At 61.8% G+C, this 19,400-nt stretch carries 18 protein-coding genes; 6 read left to right on the top strand and 12 right to left on the bottom strand.

Annotated features, from left to right (window positions below; all coding sequences use genetic code 11):
- Positions 1-74 precede the first annotated feature (74 nt).
- From ACTJLC_RS28945 to ACTJLC_RS28935, 3 genes are all read right to left on the bottom strand, one after another.
- Complete coding sequence (locus ACTJLC_RS28945; protein ID WP_310136084.1) at positions 75-2,894, bottom strand: MGH1-like glycoside hydrolase domain-containing protein; 2,820 nt, start codon at positions 2,892-2,894, stop codon at positions 75-77.
- Between the two features lie 71 nt (positions 2,895-2,965).
- Entirely contained in the window at positions 2,966-4,966 is a 2,001-nt protein-coding gene (locus tag ACTJLC_RS28940) for an amylo-alpha-1,6-glucosidase (protein WP_310136082.1), read from the bottom strand.
- 150 nt (positions 4,967-5,116) lie between these two features.
- Complete coding sequence (locus ACTJLC_RS28935) at positions 5,117-5,416, bottom strand: hypothetical protein (protein ID WP_310136081.1); 300 nt, start codon at positions 5,414-5,416, stop codon at positions 5,117-5,119.
- A gap of 148 nt (positions 5,417-5,564) precedes the next feature.
- Here ACTJLC_RS28935 and ACTJLC_RS28930 point away from each other — a divergent pair, with 148 nt between their 5' ends.
- A complete protein-coding gene (locus ACTJLC_RS28930) occupies positions 5,565-7,697 on the top strand; it encodes a phosphocholine-specific phospholipase C (protein ID WP_114164028.1) in 2,133 nt (710 codons plus the stop codon).
- Between the two features lie 33 nt (positions 7,698-7,730).
- Here the strand turns inward: ACTJLC_RS28930 and ACTJLC_RS28925 are convergent, their stop codons facing one another.
- Together ACTJLC_RS28925 and ACTJLC_RS28920 are read right to left on the bottom strand one after the other, a co-directional pair.
- Entirely contained in the window at positions 7,731-8,846 is a 1,116-nt protein-coding gene (locus ACTJLC_RS28925; protein WP_114164029.1) for a succinylglutamate desuccinylase/aspartoacylase family protein, read from the bottom strand.
- A gap of 45 nt (positions 8,847-8,891) precedes the next feature.
- Positions 8,892-9,659 (bottom strand): transporter substrate-binding domain-containing protein, encoded by a 768-nt coding sequence (locus ACTJLC_RS28920; RefSeq protein WP_310136080.1) that lies wholly within the window; start codon positions 9,657-9,659, stop codon positions 8,892-8,894.
- A 119-nt stretch (positions 9,660-9,778) separates the two neighbouring features.
- Between ACTJLC_RS28920 and ACTJLC_RS28915 the strand changes: the two genes are divergently transcribed.
- Positions 9,779-10,699: a LysR substrate-binding domain-containing protein gene (locus ACTJLC_RS28915; protein WP_073429698.1), complete on the top strand. Its 921-nt coding sequence runs from the start codon at positions 9,779-9,781 to the stop codon at positions 10,697-10,699.
- A 32-nt stretch (positions 10,700-10,731) separates the two neighbouring features.
- Here ACTJLC_RS28915 and ACTJLC_RS28910 read toward each other — a convergent pair whose 3' ends face one another.
- From ACTJLC_RS28910 to ACTJLC_RS28900, 3 genes are all read right to left on the bottom strand, one after another.
- Positions 10,732-11,148, bottom strand: coding sequence for a rubredoxin (locus ACTJLC_RS28910; RefSeq protein WP_310136077.1), 417 nt, complete (start codon positions 11,146-11,148; stop codon positions 10,732-10,734).
- A gap of 58 nt (positions 11,149-11,206) precedes the next feature.
- On the bottom strand, positions 11,207-11,407 hold the full coding sequence (locus ACTJLC_RS28905; RefSeq protein ID WP_310136074.1) for a hypothetical protein: 201 nt from the start codon (positions 11,405-11,407) through the stop codon (positions 11,207-11,209).
- A gap of 175 nt (positions 11,408-11,582) precedes the next feature.
- Positions 11,583-12,821 carry an aromatic ring-hydroxylating dioxygenase subunit alpha gene (locus ACTJLC_RS28900; RefSeq protein WP_310136072.1) on the bottom strand — a complete coding sequence of 413 codons (1,239 nt, stop codon included), beginning with the start codon at positions 12,819-12,821 and terminating at the stop codon, positions 11,583-11,585.
- A gap of 290 nt (positions 12,822-13,111) precedes the next feature.
- Here ACTJLC_RS28900 and ACTJLC_RS28895 point away from each other — a divergent pair, with 290 nt between their 5' ends.
- From ACTJLC_RS28895 to ACTJLC_RS28880, 4 genes are all read left to right on the top strand, one after another.
- Positions 13,112-14,176 carry a DMT family transporter gene (locus tag ACTJLC_RS28895; protein WP_310136069.1) on the top strand — a complete coding sequence of 355 codons (1,065 nt, stop codon included), beginning with the start codon at positions 13,112-13,114 and terminating at the stop codon, positions 14,174-14,176.
- A gap of 176 nt (positions 14,177-14,352) precedes the next feature.
- A complete protein-coding gene (locus tag ACTJLC_RS28890; protein WP_073429693.1) occupies positions 14,353-14,556 on the top strand; it encodes a DUF3562 domain-containing protein in 204 nt (67 codons plus the stop codon).
- A 147-nt stretch (positions 14,557-14,703) separates the two neighbouring features.
- Positions 14,704-15,807, top strand: a complete 1,104-nt coding sequence (locus tag ACTJLC_RS28885; protein ID WP_310136067.1) for an NAD(P)/FAD-dependent oxidoreductase — start codon at positions 14,704-14,706, stop codon at positions 15,805-15,807.
- 324 nt (positions 15,808-16,131) lie between these two features.
- Positions 16,132-16,593, top strand: a complete 462-nt coding sequence (locus ACTJLC_RS28880; RefSeq protein ID WP_310136065.1) for a GNAT family N-acetyltransferase — start codon at positions 16,132-16,134, stop codon at positions 16,591-16,593.
- Between the two features lie 95 nt (positions 16,594-16,688).
- Here ACTJLC_RS28880 and ACTJLC_RS28875 read toward each other — a convergent pair whose 3' ends face one another.
- From ACTJLC_RS28875 to ACTJLC_RS28860, 4 genes are all read right to left on the bottom strand, one after another.
- On the bottom strand, positions 16,689-17,207 hold the full coding sequence (locus tag ACTJLC_RS28875; protein ID WP_310136064.1) for an Imm50 family immunity protein: 519 nt from the start codon (positions 17,205-17,207) through the stop codon (positions 16,689-16,691).
- Between the two features lie 223 nt (positions 17,208-17,430).
- Positions 17,431-17,712 carry a hypothetical protein gene (locus tag ACTJLC_RS28870; RefSeq protein WP_310311839.1) on the bottom strand — a complete coding sequence of 94 codons (282 nt, stop codon included), beginning with the start codon at positions 17,710-17,712 and terminating at the stop codon, positions 17,431-17,433.
- A 485-nt stretch (positions 17,713-18,197) separates the two neighbouring features.
- On the bottom strand, positions 18,198-18,320 hold the full coding sequence (locus ACTJLC_RS28865) for a polymorphic toxin type 37 domain-containing protein (protein WP_440846009.1): 123 nt from the start codon (positions 18,318-18,320) through the stop codon (positions 18,198-18,200).
- An 856-nt stretch (positions 18,321-19,176) separates the two neighbouring features.
- Positions 19,177-19,400 (bottom strand): hypothetical protein (locus ACTJLC_RS28860; protein WP_440845982.1); only part of this gene is annotated, 224 nt, incomplete at its 5' end.

Here is a 19,400-nt window from a genome sequence, read left to right as displayed (position 1 = left end):
TTCACGTTCGAAAAGCAATGAAAAGAACCTGGCGATACAGGAAAGACCGCGCCTAACCCGGCCGCAGCCGGCGTTCAGGTGCGCAGCCGGGCACGCCATACCGGCGCCGATGCGGAAGCCAGAACCGGCTCACGCTCGGGCTCCGGTTCCGGCATGGCCGGCGTGGGCGCGGTCGGAATCGGCGCGCGCTCCGGTTCGCCCGCCAGCGGCACATTGCCCGACGCGGCCATGGCGCGCGGTTGCAGCAACAATGCAACGAGCCCGCTCCACCCGGTTTGATGCGAAGCGCCCACGCCGCGCCCGTTGTCGCCGTGGAAATACTCGTGGAACAGAATCAGATCGCGCGACCGGGGGTCGGCTTGCAACAGCGGATACGCGCCCATCACCGGACGCTCGCCGTCCCTGTTCTTGAGGAACAGCGTGGTGGCACGGCGCGCCAGTTCGTCGGCGATCTCGCTGAGCGAGAACTTTTGCCCCGAGCCGGTTGGATACTCGACGCGAAACTCGTCGCCGTAATAGCGGTGAAATTCGTATAGCGATTCGATCAGCAGATAGTTCACCGGCATCCACACCGGACCGCGCCAGTTCGAGTTGCCGCCGAACACGCGCGTATCCGATTCGGCCGGCAGATACTTGACGCAAAAGCTGTTGCCGTTGTGGTTGAACACGAACGGATGGTCGCGATGGAATCGCGAGAGCGCGCGCACGCCGTGGTCGGAGAGGAATTCGCTTTCGTCGAGCGCCCGGCGCAGCAAAGCTTTCATGCGATGCCCGCGCAATACCGAGAGCAGCAGCGCATTGCCCTTGCCCGGCTCGTTCCAGCGCGAGACCAGCTTCGCCAGATCGGGGCGATGTTCGAGGAACCAGACGAGCCGCTCGCGCAGACACGGCAAGTGGCCATGCAAGCGTTCTTCAAGCACGTGCACGGCGAAGAGCGGAATCAGACCGACGATCGAGCGCACGCGCATCGGCACGCTGCTGCCGTCGGGCAGGCGCAGCTTGTCGTAGAAGAATTCGTCCTCGCTGTCCCACAGGCCCGTATCGCAGCCGTCGTCGCAACTCACGGCTTCGGCGATATACAGGAAGTGCTCGAAGAACTTCACGCCGATATCGACGAACACGTGGTTGGCATACGCGAGTTCGAGCGCGATGCGCATCAGGTCGAGCGCGTAGGCGGCCATCCACGCGGTGCCGTCGGCCTGATCGATGTGGCCGCCGGTCGGCAACGGCGAAGAGCGGTCGAAGATGCCGACGTTGTCCAGCCCGAGAAAGCCGCCCTGAAAAATATTGCGGCCGTCGGCGTCCTTGCGGTTCACCCACCACGAGAAATTCAGCAGCAGCTTGTGAAAGACCAGCTCCAGAAAATCGCGATCCGCCTTGCCCGTGAGCGCGCGGTCGATCTCGTAGACACGCCACGCGGCCCACGCATGCACGGGCGGATTGGCGTCGCTGAGCGCCCATTCGTAGGCGGGCAACTGGCCGTTGGGGTGCTGATAGCGGTCTTTCACCAGCAGCAGCAACTGACGCTTCGCAAACGCCGGATCGATCAGCGCGAAAGCGGCCGCATGAAACGCCAGGTCCCAGGACGCGTACCACGGGTATTCCCACTTGTCCGGCATCGACACGATGTCCGCATTGCACAGGTGCCGCCAGTCCGCATTGCGGCCGTGTTTGCGCGAGGCGCCCGGCTTGGGTTGCAGCGGATCGCCGTCCAGCCAGCGCTGCACGTCGTACTGGTAGTACTGCTTGGACCACAGCATGCCGGCGAGCGCCTGACGCTGCACGAGACGCGCGTCGGGGTCGTGGATCTCGTGTTGCAACGCGCCGTAGAATTCGTCGGCCTCGGCGATGCGGTGCGCGAACACCGCATCGGCGTCGAGTTGCACGTCGCCCAGGTTGCCCTGCGGACACCAGCGCATGTACACCACGGCGCGCCCATGCGGCCCGAGTTCGATCGGCGCATGCGCCGCGGCCCGGGTGCCCGCGTCGCGGCGTATCGCCTGTTCGTCGCCGTGCACGAGGTAATCGTTGAAGCCGTCCTTGAACGGGCCCGTGCCTTCCATGTTGAAAAGGCGCTTGACGTTGGTATCGTTCTCGCAGAACAGCCACGTGATGCGCGGCGCGTCTTTCGACCATGCCGTCACCACGATCGGGTCGTGTACGCGATGATGCCCGAGCACATGCGCTTCGCCGTTGTGATCCGTGCGGATGGCGAGCGACGGCTTCTCCTTGTTTTCCTTCCATGACCACGAATTGCGCGCCCAGATTTGCGGCAGCACGTCGAGCGAGGCCGCCTCGTCCGCGCGATTCTCGATCGTCACGCGCATCAGAATATCGTCGGGCGCATGTTTCGCGTATTCGACCTGCACGTCGAAATAACGCAAGTCGTCGAATACGCCGGTGTCGAGGATTTCATACTCCGGCATGTCGCCGCCGCGGCGCGCGTTTTCCTCGATCAGGTCCTGGTACGGAAACGCGGCGTGCGGGTACTTGTAGAGCATTCGCATGTACGAATGCGTGGGCGTGCCGTCGAGGTAGAAGTACAGCTCCTTCACGTCCTCGCCATGATTACCCTGCGCGTTGGTGAGGCCGAAAAGACGCTCTTTCAGGATCGGATCGCGGCGATTCCACAGCGCGAGCGACACGCACCAGCTCAGCGTGTCGTCACCGAAACCGGCGATGCCGTCCTCGCCCCAACGGTAGGCGCGGCTGCGCGCATGGTCGTGCGGAAAGTAATCCCAGGCGGTGCCGTCCGCGCTGTAATCCTCGCGCACGGTGCCCCACTGACGCTCGCTGAGATACGGTCCCCAGCGTTGCCAATGTGCACAGTCGGCCGAATGCAGGCGTGAACCCTCAACGGTGGCGAGCAGATTGGCGGCGCGAAGCGGTGGCATGACGACGTCCTTGCATCAGGCTTGCGGTGGGACTCACATCCTAGCGCGGTTTGCGTAACCTTGGGCTTCAACTAGGCAAGCAGCTTCTCCATGCGCAGCAACTCGCCGAGCGACCACGCCTGGAACGGCGTGCCGCCAGGCGCATGCGGAGCGTCACCGCCGGCGATCTCCGAGAGATGATCGAGGCCGGCGTGGTCGAGATGCGCATGAAGCGGATCGAGAAAACGCGCCTTGGCTTCGGCGCGAGCGTCCGCCGCATTGCCGCGCACCCGCAACCATGCCTCGACGAACGGGCCAAGCAGCCACGGCCACACGGTTCCTTGATGATAGGCGCCATCGCGCTCCAGCGGCGGACCGCCGTAATACGCGCGATAGGCGGGATCGGACGGCGCCAGCGTTCTCAGGCCAAGCGGCGTGAGCAGATGCGCCTCGACCTGGTCGAGCACCGCGCGCGCCTCCGCGCCTTCGAGCAACGGAAACGGCAGACCGCCCACGGCAAAAATCTGATTCGGGCGGATCGAGCGAGCGACGCGGCCCTGAATGAAATCCACGTCGACGTTATCGAACAGCGCCTGCGTGGACGAATCGACGAAGCGCTCGCGAAACGCTTGCAACGCACGCTCGGCGGGCGGCAGCCACTGCGGATTCCACGTTGCTGCAATGCGCAATGCGTTGATCCACAGCGCCTGCACTTCGACCGGTTTGCCGATGCGCGGCGTGACGACCCAGTCGCCGACCTTGGCATCCATCCACGTGAGTTGCATGCCGGGGACGCCGGCGTTCAACAGGCCGTCGGCGGCGGAAGCCTGGATGTTAAAGCGCGTGCCGTTCGTATAGCCCACGAGGATGGCTTCGGCGGCTCGCTGCAGACGCGTTCGCGTAGCGGCGCGCGCGTGTCCCGTCGCCAGATAGTCGTGCAGGGCGACGATGAACCACAACGACGCATCCACCGAGTTGTATTCGGGCGCGTCGCCGTAGTCGGGAAAACGGTTCGGCAGCATGCCTTCCGATAGCGTGCCCGACCATTCGAGCAGGATCGCTTCGGCCTCGTCGAGTCGGCCCGATGCGATCAGCAAGCCGCGCATCGCGATGAACGTGTCGCGGCCCCAGTCGGTGAACCACGGAAAGCCCGCGAGGATCGTGCGGCCTTCGTTGCGCGTGACCACGTAGGCATCGGCGGAACGTTGCAGCCGCGAGCCGAGTGCGCCGCGGCGTTGCTCCTCGATGCGCGCCAACTCCGCGGCATGCGCGGTTGGTGGTCGCGCGCCTGGCTGCGCTGTCGGCTCGCTGCCGGATGCGGCCGTGCAGGCTGCCGTGACGCTCGGCGCGCTGAGGATCATCACCGCCTCGCTCGCCGCCAGATCGAAGCTGAATACGCCGGGCGTCGCAAGATCCTCGCTGAAGTCGAGGCCACGCTCGCGCTCGCGAACGTAGCAGAAGTTCCGATACCAATCGGGCGCGTGCGTGTAGACGCCGTTCGTGACTGCGCTGATCAGCGGCACGTCGCCGTAGGGTTGCCAACTCACGCATGCGTCGCCGTTGCTGAGCCGCGCGTTGAAATTGAACGCGGGATTTTCGTGGTGCAACGCGTGATAGTCGCGGCCCGACAGCAACGGTCTCACTTTCAAGGTGAATGCGCGCATCGCGGGTGACGACTGAACGCCGTTGATCGCGCCGTCGAGCCGCCAACGCAACACCGTTTCGCGCGTCGCCTTGGTCACGAATACCTCGGCGGTGAGCACCCTCTGCGTATCGAGCTGAAACCGCCAGGTCGGCCACGGCACGGTGTCGAATTGAAGAAGGCTCGGCGCCAGGTCGGGATAGACCACGTCCGGCACATAGCGCTGCATGCTCAACGGATAACGCGCGCCATCGGTTTCGAGCCACGCCTCCACGCCGTTGACGAGCGCCATGCGCCCTCCCGGCGCTCGCGTCGCGGTGAGCAGCAACGCATGATAGCGGCGCGTGCGCAGCGTGCCGACCGTGCCCGATGCGAATCCGCCGAAGCCATCCGCTTCGAGCCATTCGTCTTCGAGACGGGTGATGTCGAAAGGTCTTTCGATGCGTGTCATGAATTTACCGGAATAGGCCAAGCCGTGATCTTTCGATACGCCAAAACTACCGGACATATGGCGCTGCGGTGAACATTGTCCTGCTGATCGCTTTCCATCGCCTTTCGAAGAACCGACGCATCGAACAAGTTTCACTGACTCTCAAACGTTTCACAAATATTTCTCGGAAGGATTAGAGACTGCATCCGCTTTCACGAAACCGGATGCGGACATGAGAAGAGACAAACGCCTCGCGAGTGCGCTGTTTATCGCGTTTGCAATGTATGCGTTGAGCGGCTGCGGCGCGGATGATTCGCCACCGGCTGCAAGTGCTTCAACAACCTCGGCATCTTCGTCGCCCACGATTGCGAACAACAGCGATGTTGCGCAAAACGCGGGGACGTCATCCGCGGCGTCCACACCGCTCGCGGAGAACCCGTTCGCCGCTTCCGACGCAATCACGCAAAACATGCAAGCCAGTCTCGCCGCCGACAACCGGCAAGTCGCGCCCGTGATGCGTTACGCACCAGGCGACAGCGCCGGCAGCAACTAACTCCCCAAGCCCATTCCCCCGGCGCGCGAGGCGCGCTATTCTTTCCCCCGCAGAAGGTGATATTCGATGACATCAAATAGCCGTCGCCGTTTCCTGCAGACCGTGGCATCGTCCGCCGGCGCTGCCGCCGCGCTAACCGCGCTGCCCGAGTCGATTCGCAATGCGCTTGCCGTGCCCGCGTTTTCGCGCACGGGCACGATTCGCGACGTCGAGCACATCGTCGTGTTCATGCAGGAGAACCGTTCGTTCGACCACTACTTCGGCCACCTGCGCGGCGTGCGTGGCTACAACGACCGCTTCCCGATTCCGCTGCCGAACGGCAAGCCGGTGTGGTATCAGCCGTCGAAGGCCGACCCCACGAAGCCGGTGCTGCCGTTCCATCTGGATACGTCCACGACCAGCGCGCAATGCGTCGGCGATCTCGATCACTCCTGGTACAAGACCCATGCCGCGATCGGCGGCGGCCGCTACGACCAGTGGCCGGCCACCAAGACCGACATGACGATGGGCTATCACCTGCGCAGCGACATTCCGTTCCACTACGCGCTGGCCGATGCCTTCACCGTCTGCGACGCTTACTTCTGCTCGCTGCCGGGACCGACGCACCCGAACCGTTCATATCTGATGACCGGCATGGTCGATCCGACCGGCACGCTGGGCGGTCCGCTGCTCGACAACAACGATTTCGTCGACGGCGACGGTCCGCCGAATTATCAGTTGCTCTCGTGGACCACCTACCCGGAACGCCTGCAAGCCGCAGGCATTTCGTGGCAGGTGTATCAGCAGGGGCTGACGGGCGCCGATCCGCTGAACGGCAACTACGGCACCAACGTCTTGCAGAACTTCACGAACTTCATCAACGCGCAGCCGGGCTCGCCTTTGTATGAGCGTGCGCAAACCGTTCGCACGATCGCCGATCTGAAGGCCGACGTGCTGGCGAACAAGCTGCCGCAAGTCTCGTGGCTGTGCCCGCCCGCCGCGTACTCGGAACACCCGAGCTATACGCCCGCGTATGGCGCGGAGTACACGTCGCAGGTGCTCGATGCGCTGACGTCGAATCCCGAGGTGTGGAGCAAGACCGTGCTGTTCATCATGTACGACGAGAACGACGGCTTCTTCGATCACCTCGTGCCGCCGCAACCGGCGACGACGCCCGCGCAAGGCAAATCGACGGTGAGCACCGAGGGCGAAATCCATAACGTGGTGAATCCCGCGCGCGGCGGCAGCTATACCGCCGACGGTTTGCCGTATGGCCTCGGACCACGTGTGCCGATGACCATCGTGTCGCCGTGGAGCAAGGGCGGTTTTGTATGCTCGCAGGTGTTCGATCATACGTCGGTGATTCGCTTCATCGAAACGCGGTTCGGTGTGGTTGAGCCGAACATCACGGCATGGCGCCGCGCGGTCTGCGGCGATCTGACGGCTGCATTCGATTTCCGCACGCCGGACTCCAAGGTGCCGCCGCTGCCGGACACGAGCAACTACAAGAGCATCGCCGACAATCAGTGCGCGACCCAGCCGAAGCCGACTGTACCCGCGGCGCCTGGCGCGATCGATCCGCAGGAAAGCGGGATTCGTTTCGCGCGCGCGTTGCCGTATGAGTTGCATGTGAACGGTCACGCGGATGTGAAGAAGAACACGTTCGAGATTTCGTTCGGCAATTCCGGCGACCAGGGCGCGCATTTCTACGTGTATGCGACGAATCGCACGGATGGTCCGTGGCGTTACACGGTCGAGGCGGGCAAGTCGCTCAAGGAAACGTTCGACCTGACTACGACGAATGGCGCCTATACCTTCGAAGTGTTCGGGCCGAATGGTTTCGTTCGGAAGTTCGCGGGCGACACGCAGAAGGCTGCGAGTTCTCGCGGCAACGACAAGCCGGCGCAGCCTGAGGTGAAGGTGCAATACGACGTGGCGAACGGCAACGTGTTTCTGAGTTTCAGCAACAAGGGCGGTGGCGTGGCTCGCTTGACGGTGACCGACAATGCTTACGGTGCGCGCGTGCGTCCGGTGCTGGTGCCGGCCGGCGCACATATCGAAGAGGCGTGGGTGCTGGCGTCGAGCCATCACTGGTACGACTTGACGGTGACGAATAACGACGACGCGAGTTTCTCGCGTCGCTTGGCGGGTCACGTCGAAAATGGGCGGCCGAGCATCAGCGATCCGGCTGCGGTCGCGCCGGTTCTGGTTACCGGTTAAGTCGCGTTGGGAGCGCTGGGGGACGCAAAACCTTCACGCTCCCAGCAAAACCCCCGTCCTGAACGGCCGCGTGCCCGTCACACGCCCCAGCGGCGCGCCGGCCGTCACGAACCGGATCGCCCGCCGCATATAAAACACGCCTTCGGTATTGCTCGACACCGTGGTTGTCTCATCGGTCAACGGATCGACGATATCGAACAAAGCCTGGCCGACGCGAATCCTGTCACCAATCTTCGCGCGATGAATCAGGATTCCGCTCACCGGCGCATAAAACTGCTCACTGCCGGCGAGCGGCGTCGCAGGCGTCGGCAGTTCGGGCAGCGGCTTCGCGTCGATCAGAATCGCCTTGCGCCACGCGAGATAATCGACAAGCGCGTCGGCATCTTCTTGCGCCGCTTCATAACAAACATCGCGCTGCCCGCGGCATTCAACCGTCACCGCAATCGTTCCAGTCGGCACCGGTTTATCCGCCGGCATGTCCTGCTGCAACTTCCACCACAACAAGCCATGCGTCTCATCGAACGACTCGCCGCCTGAGTTAGTGGCAAGCAGCGACGCTTGCGCGCCGAGATACCGGGCCAATGGTTCGAACTCAGGCCACGCTGCTTCGCTCGTATAGAGATGCATTGCCGCTTCCAGGGAACAATGCAAATCGATCACGACATCCGCGTCGAAAGAGAGCTTCAGCAAAGCCAATTGCAAGGACTCGAATTCAGTCAACGGCTTCTGTTCCGTCAACTCAGCCGCAATCAGTTCACGCACGATCCGCCGATTTTCTTCCGCGTCGGAACCGAGCACCTCCTTCGCCCGCGTCGCCAGTTTCGGGAACTGCATGAAGTGCCGATTGAAGTTCTTGCCGCTGCCTAAATCGAATCGTCCAAGAAATTGACCCAGCAGGTACTGGCCGAGTCCAACCGGATTCGCCACCGGCACCAGCACGATTTCCGCATTCAGCGCGCCCCGCTTTTCGAGTTCTAGCAATCGACGCTTGAGCAGAACAGTCGTCAGCATCGCGGGCGTTTCGTCGGCATGCAGCGACGACTGGATATAGATCTTCTGTCCGCTCCCAGCCGGACCGAAGTGAAACGACACCAGTTCGCGGTGCGTGCCGATAGCCGGCGACAAGAGCGGAATCGATTGCCTGTTCATGAGCGGATGATCTGAAGAAGATTGAGGGAATAAGAAGCTAAACGATCAATTGCCGTATGGATCGAAGTCGAAGTACTTCCTCGCGATCCGCGCATACGTGCCGTCCTTGAGCATCGAAGCGGTCGCCGCGTTCATGGACGCCTGCACCGCGGTCTCATCCTTGCGCAAACCGATGCCCACGCCGCGGTCGCCCATCGAAAGCGGTTCGCCGACAAACGCAAAACCCTTGCCCGCCGGCGTGCGCAAAAAGCCGATGTCCGCTTCCACCGAACCGAGCAGCGCGCCGTCGAGCCGGCCATTGCGCAGGTCGGCGAATACTTCGTCCTGACTCTTATAGGCGACCACATGCGCCCCAATCGGCGCCCAGTTTTTCAGCGCGTAGCCTTCGAACTGCGTGCCGGACTGCACGCCGATCTGCTTGCCGGCCAACGCATTCAAGCCGCCCGCGAGCGCGGAACCCCGCCGTGCGATCAAGCGCGACTTGAATTGAAAGAGCTTCGAGGAAAAGAGAATCTGTTGCTCGCGCTTCTCGGTGATCGCCATCGACGACAGAATCGCATCGATCTTGCGCGCCTGCAGCGCCGGAATCATTCCCGCGAATTCGAGTTCCACCCACTCGCAACGCGCGTGGATGCGCCGGCAGATTTCGTTGCCGAGATCGACGTCGAAGCCTTTGAAGGTGCCGTCAGGCGCCTTGACGTCCATCGGCGGATAGCTCGGATCGATACCGAGACGCAGCGTGTCGGGCTCGGCGGCAAACGCGCCGCCGCTAAAAATCAGCGCGGCGCTCAGGATCATCAGCGGAATTTTCATGGACGGGAAAAGTGGATTGGGTGGAGGACGACAAACCGATCCTATGCCGCACCCGCGCTTTGAAACAGTCCCATCCGGACTATCATGATCACCTTTCCCGATCACCAACAGAAGCTTTCATGGCGCTGACGATTTCCCAACTGCGCGCGTTCACCGCCATTGCCGAGCACGGCAGCATCCGCGCGGCGTCGCGAGCGCTCGGCATCGCGCAGAGCGGCATCACGCAGCAATTGCAGAACCTGGAATCGATGCTGGGCGCGACCTTGTTCACGCGCACGAATCGCGGCATCGCGTTGACCGCGCTCGGCCAGCGCCTGTTGCAGCGGGCCGGCGCCATCATCGGCGAATGCGAGCGTGCGGAGCAGGAAGTGCGGCAATTGCGTGGCGACTACATCGGCGAGGTCACGTTCGGCATGACCACCGAGCCGCTGGTCGACGCGTTCGCGCCGGTGCTGATGGAATTTCGCTCACGCTTCGAGCGGGTCGCGGTGCATCTGCGTACCGGCACCTCGCGGATGATGATCTCGTGGATTCGCGAAGGCTCGCTCGACTTCGCGGTCGCGCTGGTGTCGAAGCACACCGATACGGCCGATCTGTCGGTGACGCCGCTTTATGCGTCGGATCCGGTGATCGTTTGCCGCCAGGGTCATCCGAAAGCCGGTGCGACGTCGCTGGCCGAACTGGTCGATTGCACGTGGGCGGCGACGCGCTCGCCGAATCTCACGGACGATCCGCAAATCAACCGGCTCAGTCATCTGTTTGAAAGCCACGGCCTGCCGCCGCCGAAAATCGTCGCGACCGTGGAAGGTTTGTACGAGACGCTGCATCTGGTCGGCGCGACGGATTGCCTGTCGCTGGAAGCGTCGGTCGTCGCGAAACGCGGGCCGTTCGCAAGCACGCTCACGTCGATCGATGTGCGCGAGCGCGCGGTCGAACAGAACGTGTGCCTGCTGCAACGCGCGGCGATTCCGCTCACGCCCGCCGCGCAGGAACTGGCGACGATGATTGCGTCGTACACGCGCACCGTGCGGGCGCGGTGAGTGCCGGCTTTAATGCCTTATGTTGGTCGAGTTCAAAACTCGACCAGCGCGAAATCTTCCTTGCCCACGTCGCAGAGCGGGCAGCGCCAGTCGGCCGGAACATCCGCCCAGCGCGTGCCGGGCGCGATGCCTTCATCGGGCAGGCCTGCGGCTTCGTCGTAGACCCAGCCGCAGATCACACAGACCCATTGCTTGAAGTCATCCGCCGAGGCTGCGGTTTCGCCCGCTGCATCCGGCGCATCGGCTGCCTGCGATGCGGACGTCTCATCGAGGCTCACCACAAGCGGCGCGGCAGTGCCCGCGCCACTTTCCGCAAGGCGCGCTTGCAGACTTTCCAACAACCGCTGCGCTTCGGCCCACGTCAGATCGATCCAGTAGGGATCGCCGGCGCCGTCGTTGAGCCGCTCGGGGGAAAACTGGATCTCGACGGCTACGCCCTTCTTGTACATGGCAGTCGGAATAGCAATGAAGCCGGCAGCGCGTGCCGGCGTGTGTCTTAAGCGTGGACTAGAGCAGTTGATTCAGCAGGATGGAAGCAATCAGGCCGGCGGCGCCGATGATGCCGAGCACTTGCAGCAGAGTGAGGGATTTGCGGGAGGGGGTGGGGATGTGTTGCGTCGTCACGAGGTGTTCTTGAAAATGAGGAAAAGCGAAATGGTACACGGGCGCGCGGCTTGCGGATGTCGAATGGCGCAAACCTTCACGCATGAGATGCCATTATCGCTGCCCGAAGGTGGCCGAAGACGGCCGATTGCCTACCGAACGGAGATGGATTAATTCGTCGCGGAGTGCAAAGTTCGCTGACGTTCGCTTATGCGCGATTGCAGCTATTCATTGCATTGGCGTGGCGTGGCGCCGCGGCCCGCGGCGCCGAAACCGCCTATCAGCTTTTCGCCAGCGGACTGCCCTGACGCGAATCCCAGAAGCGAATCACGGCGGTATCGCCGGTGCCGGCGCCCACCCGTTGATCCGGCGCGCCGCGCTCGCGCAGCAAGGCCCGCAGTTCGTTGATAACCGGAAACACCTCGTGATTCCAGTCGGCGCCCTGTAAATCGTGCGCGCGCTGTTCGGCTTCGACGATCTCGCGGTCTTCCTTGAAGATGCGCTCGGTGAACCACACGAGCAACGGCCACGCGAGATTCAGCACACCGGGAATCCCCGGCTTGCGGATCGACAGCAGCCCGAACGTGCGATTGGTGCGCTGCTCGCGATCGAGCGGCACGTAGACGATCCACAAATCCATCACCAGCGTCTGCTCCGACGTGCGGATTTGCAGCGTCTGATACGGATACTCGGTGCGGATCGTCATGACGTCCTTGTCGTTGTCGCCGCCGGTCTTGCGGCTCTGGCCGAATACGATCGCCTCGCCGATCGGCTGCTGGCCGGCCATGCGCGCGAACGTGTAATCGACCTCGACCCAGCCGTCGCCGTGACGCCGCCCCAACGAACGCGCGCGCATCTGCCCCATTTGCCGGCGATGCAGGAACTGATGGTTCATGTCCATCAGGTTCTCGTGCATGAACGAGTAGTGGCAATTCACCGGACGGCCGAAACGGCGCGTCTTGTACTTCTTGTCCGACACCGAGCCGAGCGCGGGCAGCGGCCTTTCATCGGCCAGTTCGGCATTGCCGGGGAACACGAAAATCAGTCCCTCGACTTCGCGGCATGGATAGGAACGCACGCCGTTCGGCAGACGCTCGCGGCCCAGATACGGCACGTCGATGCACTTGCCCGAGCAGTCGTAAGTCCAGCCGTGATAGCCGCAGCGAATCGACTCGCCATCCACCACGCCCTGATGCAACGGCACCTGACGATGCGCGCAGCGGTCTTCCAGCGCGAACACCTTGCCGCCCTCGGTGCGCGCCAGCACGATCGGATCGCCGGCGAACGTGACGCCATGCGTCTTGCCTCGCTTCACCTCATGCGACCACGCGAGCGGATACCAATAGTCAGGGTGAATACCGACGCGGCGCAGATCGCGCACCGGCGCCTGATTGGCCGCCTGACCCGGCGCGTGGGCGTTCGCGGGTGCGTGGGTGGAATTCGGCGCGCCCGCATGAGCGAGCGTCGCGTCAGCCGGTGCATCGACCGCATCTTGTTCGAGCGGGGGAACAGCATGCATAAACGGAGCCTCCGTGCACGAGCGGATAGAAGGTTGCCGCCCTGCTAGTCGCGGGCGGCATCGTCGCACAGTCTACTCGAACCGGAAGCGGCATGGGGTCGATGCGGACCGCGCGGGCCAGCCTTGGCCGCGCCTGCTGCTGGCGGGGGCGCGTCGGCCGGCCGCTTTGCGCGCCGCCACGAACGCGCGCCGCGGCGCGCTCTGGTCGCCCGGCGCGGGAGCGCCAGGCATCGCGCTCCGGGTAGCGGTATCGTGTCGGCATCGCCCGTTTCCACTCGAATCGTCCGCTTATGCCTAGCCGTTTCAACGCCGCCTTCACCGCCTTGCTCGCCGCCGCCCTGTTCGGCGCGACTACCCCGCTCGCCAAGGCGCTGCTCGGCTCGCTGTCGCCGTTTCTGCTCGCCGGCCTCTTCTATCTGGGCAGCGGCATCGGTCTCGCCGCGGTGATCCTGGCGCGCCGGCTCAAGGCAAGCGCCGCCGCGCGGCAGACCGATGGTGGGCATTTTCCATTGCGCGAAGTGCCGTGGCTCGCCGGCGCGATCGTGGCGGGCGGCGTCGCGGGGCCGGCCCTGCTGATGCTGGGTCTGCAAACCACGCCGGCGGCCACGGGCTCGCTGCTGCTGAACCTCGAAGGCGTCTTTACCGCGCTGATCGCGTGGATCGTGTTCCGCGAGAACGTCGACGTGCAGGTGTTCCTCGGCATGGCCGCGATCGTCGCGGGCGGCGTGGCGCTGTCGTGGCAGCCGGGCGCGGCCGGACTGCCGCCCGGCACGCTGCTGCTGGCCGGCGCATGCGCGTGCTGGGCCGTCGACAACAATCTCACCCGCAAGGTATCGACCCACGATGCGATGTTCATTGCCTGCGTGAAAGGACTCGTGGCCGGTTCGGTCAACGTCGCGCTTGCGCTCTCGCTCGGCGCCGCCTGGCCGAATGTCCCGACCCTCGCGCTCGCGATGCTGACCGGTTTTGCGGGCTATGGCGTGAGCCTCGTGCTGTTCGTCGTCGCGCTGCGCAATCTCGGCACCGCGCGTACCGGCGCCTATTTCTCGGTCGCGCCGCTGTTCGGCGTGACCTTGTCGTGGCTGCTGTGGCCGGACATGCCGCCGCCGCTGTTCTGGGTCGCCGCCGCGCTCATGACGCTGGGCGTCTGGTTGCATATCCGCGAACGGCACGAGCATCCGCACACGCATCACGCGCTGGATCACACGCATCGGCATCGGCACGACGCGCATCATCAGCATGAGCACGACTTCGCTTGGGACGGCAAAGAGCCGCACAGCCATCCGCATCGGCATGCACCGATTACGCACACGCATGCGCATTTTCCTGACATACATCATCGTCACACCCATTGATTTTCCGCGTCACCGCGTGGCTCGCGCGTTTGCCGCACTGCAAGACAAAAATCTCTGTGGAATGAGTCCTGCGATAGACCGATTCAATTTGCATCGCCGCCGATCGCATCCTCTAATGACTGCTGGTGTCCGAGCGTCCTGGTGTCCAACCCGCCTCCCTTGCGTGGAGAAGTCCTATGTCACAACCCGAGCCTAACGTTGACGAAGTGGTGAAAAGCATCGCCGAGGAAACCGACACGCCCCCGGAAACCGTCTCGAAGATGTACGCGGACACGCTCGCCGACTATCGGCACGACGCCCGCGTGTTCGATTACGTGCCGCTCTTCGCGGCGAAGAAAGTGCGCGATCAATTGCGCCACGGTTCGAATCGCAAGCACTGACACGGCGGCGCGCGGAGACCACCGCCTGCCCGATTGGTGTTTGCACCAGGCTGGTTCATTCGAGTGCCGATTCGCACGAACGCGCACCGATTCTTTATTTTCCGCTGCTAGACTCTGACCCGGAACCATCGACTCGGGGGAGCTGGTATGCGAGTGACAATCGTAGGCGCGGGCATCGCCGGCTTGAGCACGGCGTGGTCGCTCGCAAAACTCGGACACGACGTCACGCTGATCGAGCAAGGCTCGATTCCCAATCCGCTCGCCGCGTCCGGCGACCGGCATCGCATGATCCGCCGTGCATATGGCGATGCCGATGGTTATGCGCGCAACCTCGCCGAGGCATTCGATAGTTGGGATCTGGTGTGGAACGACCTGGGCGTTTCCCACTATGCGAATTGCGGCGTGCTCGGCATTTCGCAATACGCGGGCGATGGCGCCGAACGATGCCGCGCCGGCCTCGACCGGATGGAATTCGAATACGAACGGCTCGAACCGCGTGAAGCAGCCGAGCGTTATCCTTTTCTCGACCCCGAGACGTTTCGCTACGGCTACCTCGATCGCGAAGGCGGCGTGCTCTTTAGCGAACGCATCGCGCGCGACATGAAAGCGTGGCTGAAGATGCGCGGCGCCGATATTCGCATGCGCGTCAAGGCGCTTTCCGTCGATCCGCATGGCGCTTGCGTGCGGCTCGACGATGAGACCGTGGTGCGCGCCGACCGGCTCGTGGTCGCCGCGGGTGCCTGGACGCTGCAACTGTTCCCGGAGCTTGCGGAAGAACTCGTGACCTATCGCAATGCCGTTGCTTATCTGGAACCGCCCGCGGATCTGGAGGACGCGTGGTCGAATGCGCCGGCGATCGTCGATATTGGCGGCGATAGCGACGGCTATGTGCTGCCGCCCGTCGATGGCGTCGGTTTGAAAATCGGCGCCGGCGTGCATAAGGTGCGCGCGCCGGACCCTGACGTCGATCGTGTGGCGGGGCCCGGCGAGGGCGACAGCTTGCTTAGGCTGTTTGCGCCGCCGTTCAGTCGGATCGACGAATATACCGTTGCCGAAGTGAAAACCTGCGCGTACACCTTCACGGCGGACAAACGCTTCTTTTCGAAACGCATCGGCAATACGCTGGTGGTGTCGGCATGCTCGGGCCACGGTTTTAAATTCGGCGCGGCGGTGGGGCGGCGCGTCGCGCAGGCCTTGGAGACGGGTGATGATGCGATGCTCGCGCGGTGGTTGAGAGCGGAGAGGGTTTAGGTCATGGTGGCGGGGCGTGTTGGCGGATCAGTCGGCGTACCGCGAAACGCATGCGCTTCGTGCGGCTCGATGCCCGCGTAGTTGAGCGTGAACCCCGGCGATAGTGGCTCCAAGTTTGCAGCACATGCTGGAGCTAACAATAGCGCCGCAAATTTCTTATGCTGTCGGAGCTAAAGCCGTCGCCTGGATACCGCCAGGCGGGAAGGCGCTGAAGGGCGCAAGGAGGCGTTGAGCGCGACCGTCTACGTCTGCGCCCGCTCAATTCGCCCTTGGCAGAAGCATGCGGCTGCTGCCCGCCACCATCACCCACAAGGAACCGCGCTGATGTCCGACTCGATTCAAATCCGCCCCGCCACGCCCGACGACTTCGACGCTTGGCTCCCGCTCTGGGACGCTTACAACGCGTTCTATGGACGCTCCGGCGAAACTGCGTTGCCGCGCGAGATCACGCTGATTACCTGGGGCCGTTTCTTCGACGGTTATGAGCCGATGCACGCGATGGTCGCCGAACGCAACGGCCAATTGCTCGGCCTCGTGCATTTTCTGTATCACCGTCACACGACGATGGCGGGACCGACCTGTTATCTGCAAGATCTCTATACGCTGGAAGCCGAGCGCGGCAAAGGTATCGGCCGCGCGCTGATCGAAGCGGTGTATGCGCGGGCGAAGGCCGACGGTGCGCAACGCGTGTACTGGCAGACGCATGAGACCAATCAGACGGCGATGAAGCTTTATGACAAGGTTGCTGAACGGTCGGGGTTTGTGATTTATCGGAAGGGGTTGTGACACGATGATGTGAAGCGTATTGCTTGTGTCAGTCTCGGTGTCCAATTTTTGGGGTGCAGTTCAAGCGGTCCTCCTTCATTTAACAACCACATCAGCTATGGAAACACCACAATATTGGGCTCAAGCAGCACAGCGCCGCGATAAGGCCGGATGGAACGGATTTCCGCTGTCGCACAAACAAGTCGAACGTCCAGCCCAATGTTAGGTTCAAGATCAAACGCAAGTAACCCGTCAGGCTGATGCCGCAAGCTGATTTCCGAAACAAAGCTGTCATCAAGCATGGCATTGACATCAATGTTGGCGCTGCGCACATCCAGGAGGGCGATCGTGACCGCGTAATCCGACCGCCCAATCCGCTCGACCGCCGGTCGATGCTCCCGGTGTAGCACTTCGAGTATCACGTCGACAAACTCCAGCCGCCGTGGATCTACCGGCCCATCTGCCGGATCATGTCTTCTCATCCGCTTGGCTCGCTCCATGCTGATGGAAAGCACGCTCGCATCATGGAAGGAAGGGTATCTCCCGAAGACCTTCAGGAGAAGCTCATTGTCTTTTACAACAGGCCACGCCGAACCACTTACCTCGTCCATTTTCTTCCCACCCGTAATCGGCATGAGTTTCGACTCATCAAACGGATCAGTCCATTGCACCGGATTCCCACCCACATAACACCCCCAAGGCCGCGAACGCGGCCCTTCCGTCACAACTTGATCCCCAAACACATCTACCTTTTTATGGCTATGCTCTTCGCAAGAAGAACAATCCATCCGCCATACACAGGCTCGATCTCAACGAACACTTTTTCCCCTCGTTCGATCGCAACCACTTCGCGCTCAATCACCGGTAACCAGACTGTCTCATTCCTCTGCTCACTCCGGACAGCAGAAGCGCTAGCGAATCCCGATAGTCATTCGGCTCACTCGCCGAATCCCACAGATGAATTCTGTCAACAATGTTCTGCTCGCGGAATTTGTCAGCAACAAAGCGATCCACCCCTTCCGCAACCAGAGTGAAGCACTGCCCGGCTTGTCCGCGGAAAAAAATGCTGACGCCTTTATCGTCCTCAGTAAAGGTGATGCCAGTGACATGCGCCTCCACGAAAGCAGAAAAATCAATCATCGATGCGCTCCCGTCTGTCATGGTTTTCGGGGCCACGGCGAGTAAGGACGCCCCGGTTCCTCGCGTGCTCCCCCCGGCCATTCACACACATGGTCCGCCTCGTTGCCTTGGTGCGGTTTGTCATAGTCGCGCTGCGGCAAACCGCAACGCCTCATAAGACATGTTCAATCCGCGCGCGATGGATCAAACATGCTTTTGTGCCAATAGAACCGCTCATCCCGCAACCACGCAAATCTCTTCCTGGTCGCCAACTCCTGTAACGGCGTAAGCGGGATTTCATATCGCCAAAGTAGTGCGATCAAATCCCATAGGGCATCCTTATTTAGGTAACGTATGTCAATATCGATCAACAGCCCCCTTCCAACCCCCTGAATGTGCCTAATCGCCGCGATTTCCTTAAGTCCCTGGAAGAATCGCCGCTCGTCACCCAATGAATAGAAACTGCTCAGATGGATCTCAATCTGCAGTTTCTTGTTTCTCGAAAGTTATCGACGACGCCCGCCTAGGTAGAGATTGACGTACCCGCGACCGGGCGTCTGGACGTCCCAGTGCGAGCCGCCATGTGAAGCGCCCCGGCTTTTGTCCTCCGGACCCGAAAGCACCCACACTACCCCTTTATTCGCTTGATTAGGATTCGTCGTCGGAACACGGATATCCAATCGTCTCAAGCGACATTCCACAATCCGCCAACAGCTTGATTGTTGAGGAAGAGGCAAAAAACGAAAATACGATTGTTTCACTCAATTTATAGAATATGCCAATGCGCAAGACGTTACCTCCTTTCTCGTCAAACCCGCACATTCGCAGATTTTTTAAGAAGCTCTGAATCTCTGAGTCCACATCGTCAACAGTCTTCACATCGGAAGACAGCCAAACATGAAACTTATGTCGTCCATCCTGACCTTCCCTTTTCTGAACACGAAAACTTTTTCATGTTCTCAATTTCCAATTCTTTCGACTCATGGAATTGAGCATCGACTCTGATAGAGAGTTTCATTATTTCATCCTCGATGATGGTCCGAACCGCAACACGATTACTTGCAATCAGGACCAGGCCGACGTAAGCGTTTCCCTTCCAAGCAACACTTCTCGCTACCGGGCACGACCCTACGAACAAGGCCAGTTTAATGACGGGTTCGCTCAGTTCAGAGAGCGCTGTTGCTGACGGCACCAATGCTCAGCAACAACTGAAACGCTATCGCCTTATCGCCCAGACGCAATGCCTGGATAGACCGAGGTCAAGCCGTAAAAGACTTCCCAAACATGCTCTTGTGACAATAGACCTGCTCATCGCTTAATCAAGCAGATCTCTTCCGGATCGCCAGCGATTGCGCTCGGGCAAGTGCGGTTCCATAACGGCAGGCAGAGTTATCACGTCTAGCAAGGCAAATTATCGCGGCTCAAAACCGCTGAATCAGTAGTCTCCTCGTCCTTTCTTGTCGGGTAATGGATCTTCGCGCCTCATCAGCGCGTGCGTATCACCATCGCGCACCAGAAACTGCACCATGCAGCGTCAAGAACCAGAAGCACCGCAAAGCGGCGCTTCTGTTGCCTGCGCGACAGCTTCAAGGTAAGCGACTCGGCCCGACCGTTTCCCGATGCTGATTTTTCCAAAGCATGATGGGCGCGTTTAGATTGACGGAGCCAGTCAGCCATGTCGAACGCAGGGGCGCGAGCCCATCCCCATC

The sequence above is a fragment of the Paraburkholderia sp. 22099 genome, from assembly GCF_052045835.1.
GTDB lineage: Bacteria > Pseudomonadota > Gammaproteobacteria > Burkholderiales > Burkholderiaceae > Paraburkholderia > Paraburkholderia terricola.
Note: the sequence above shows the minus strand (reverse complement) of the source record. Positions and strands in the feature narration are given on the sequence as shown.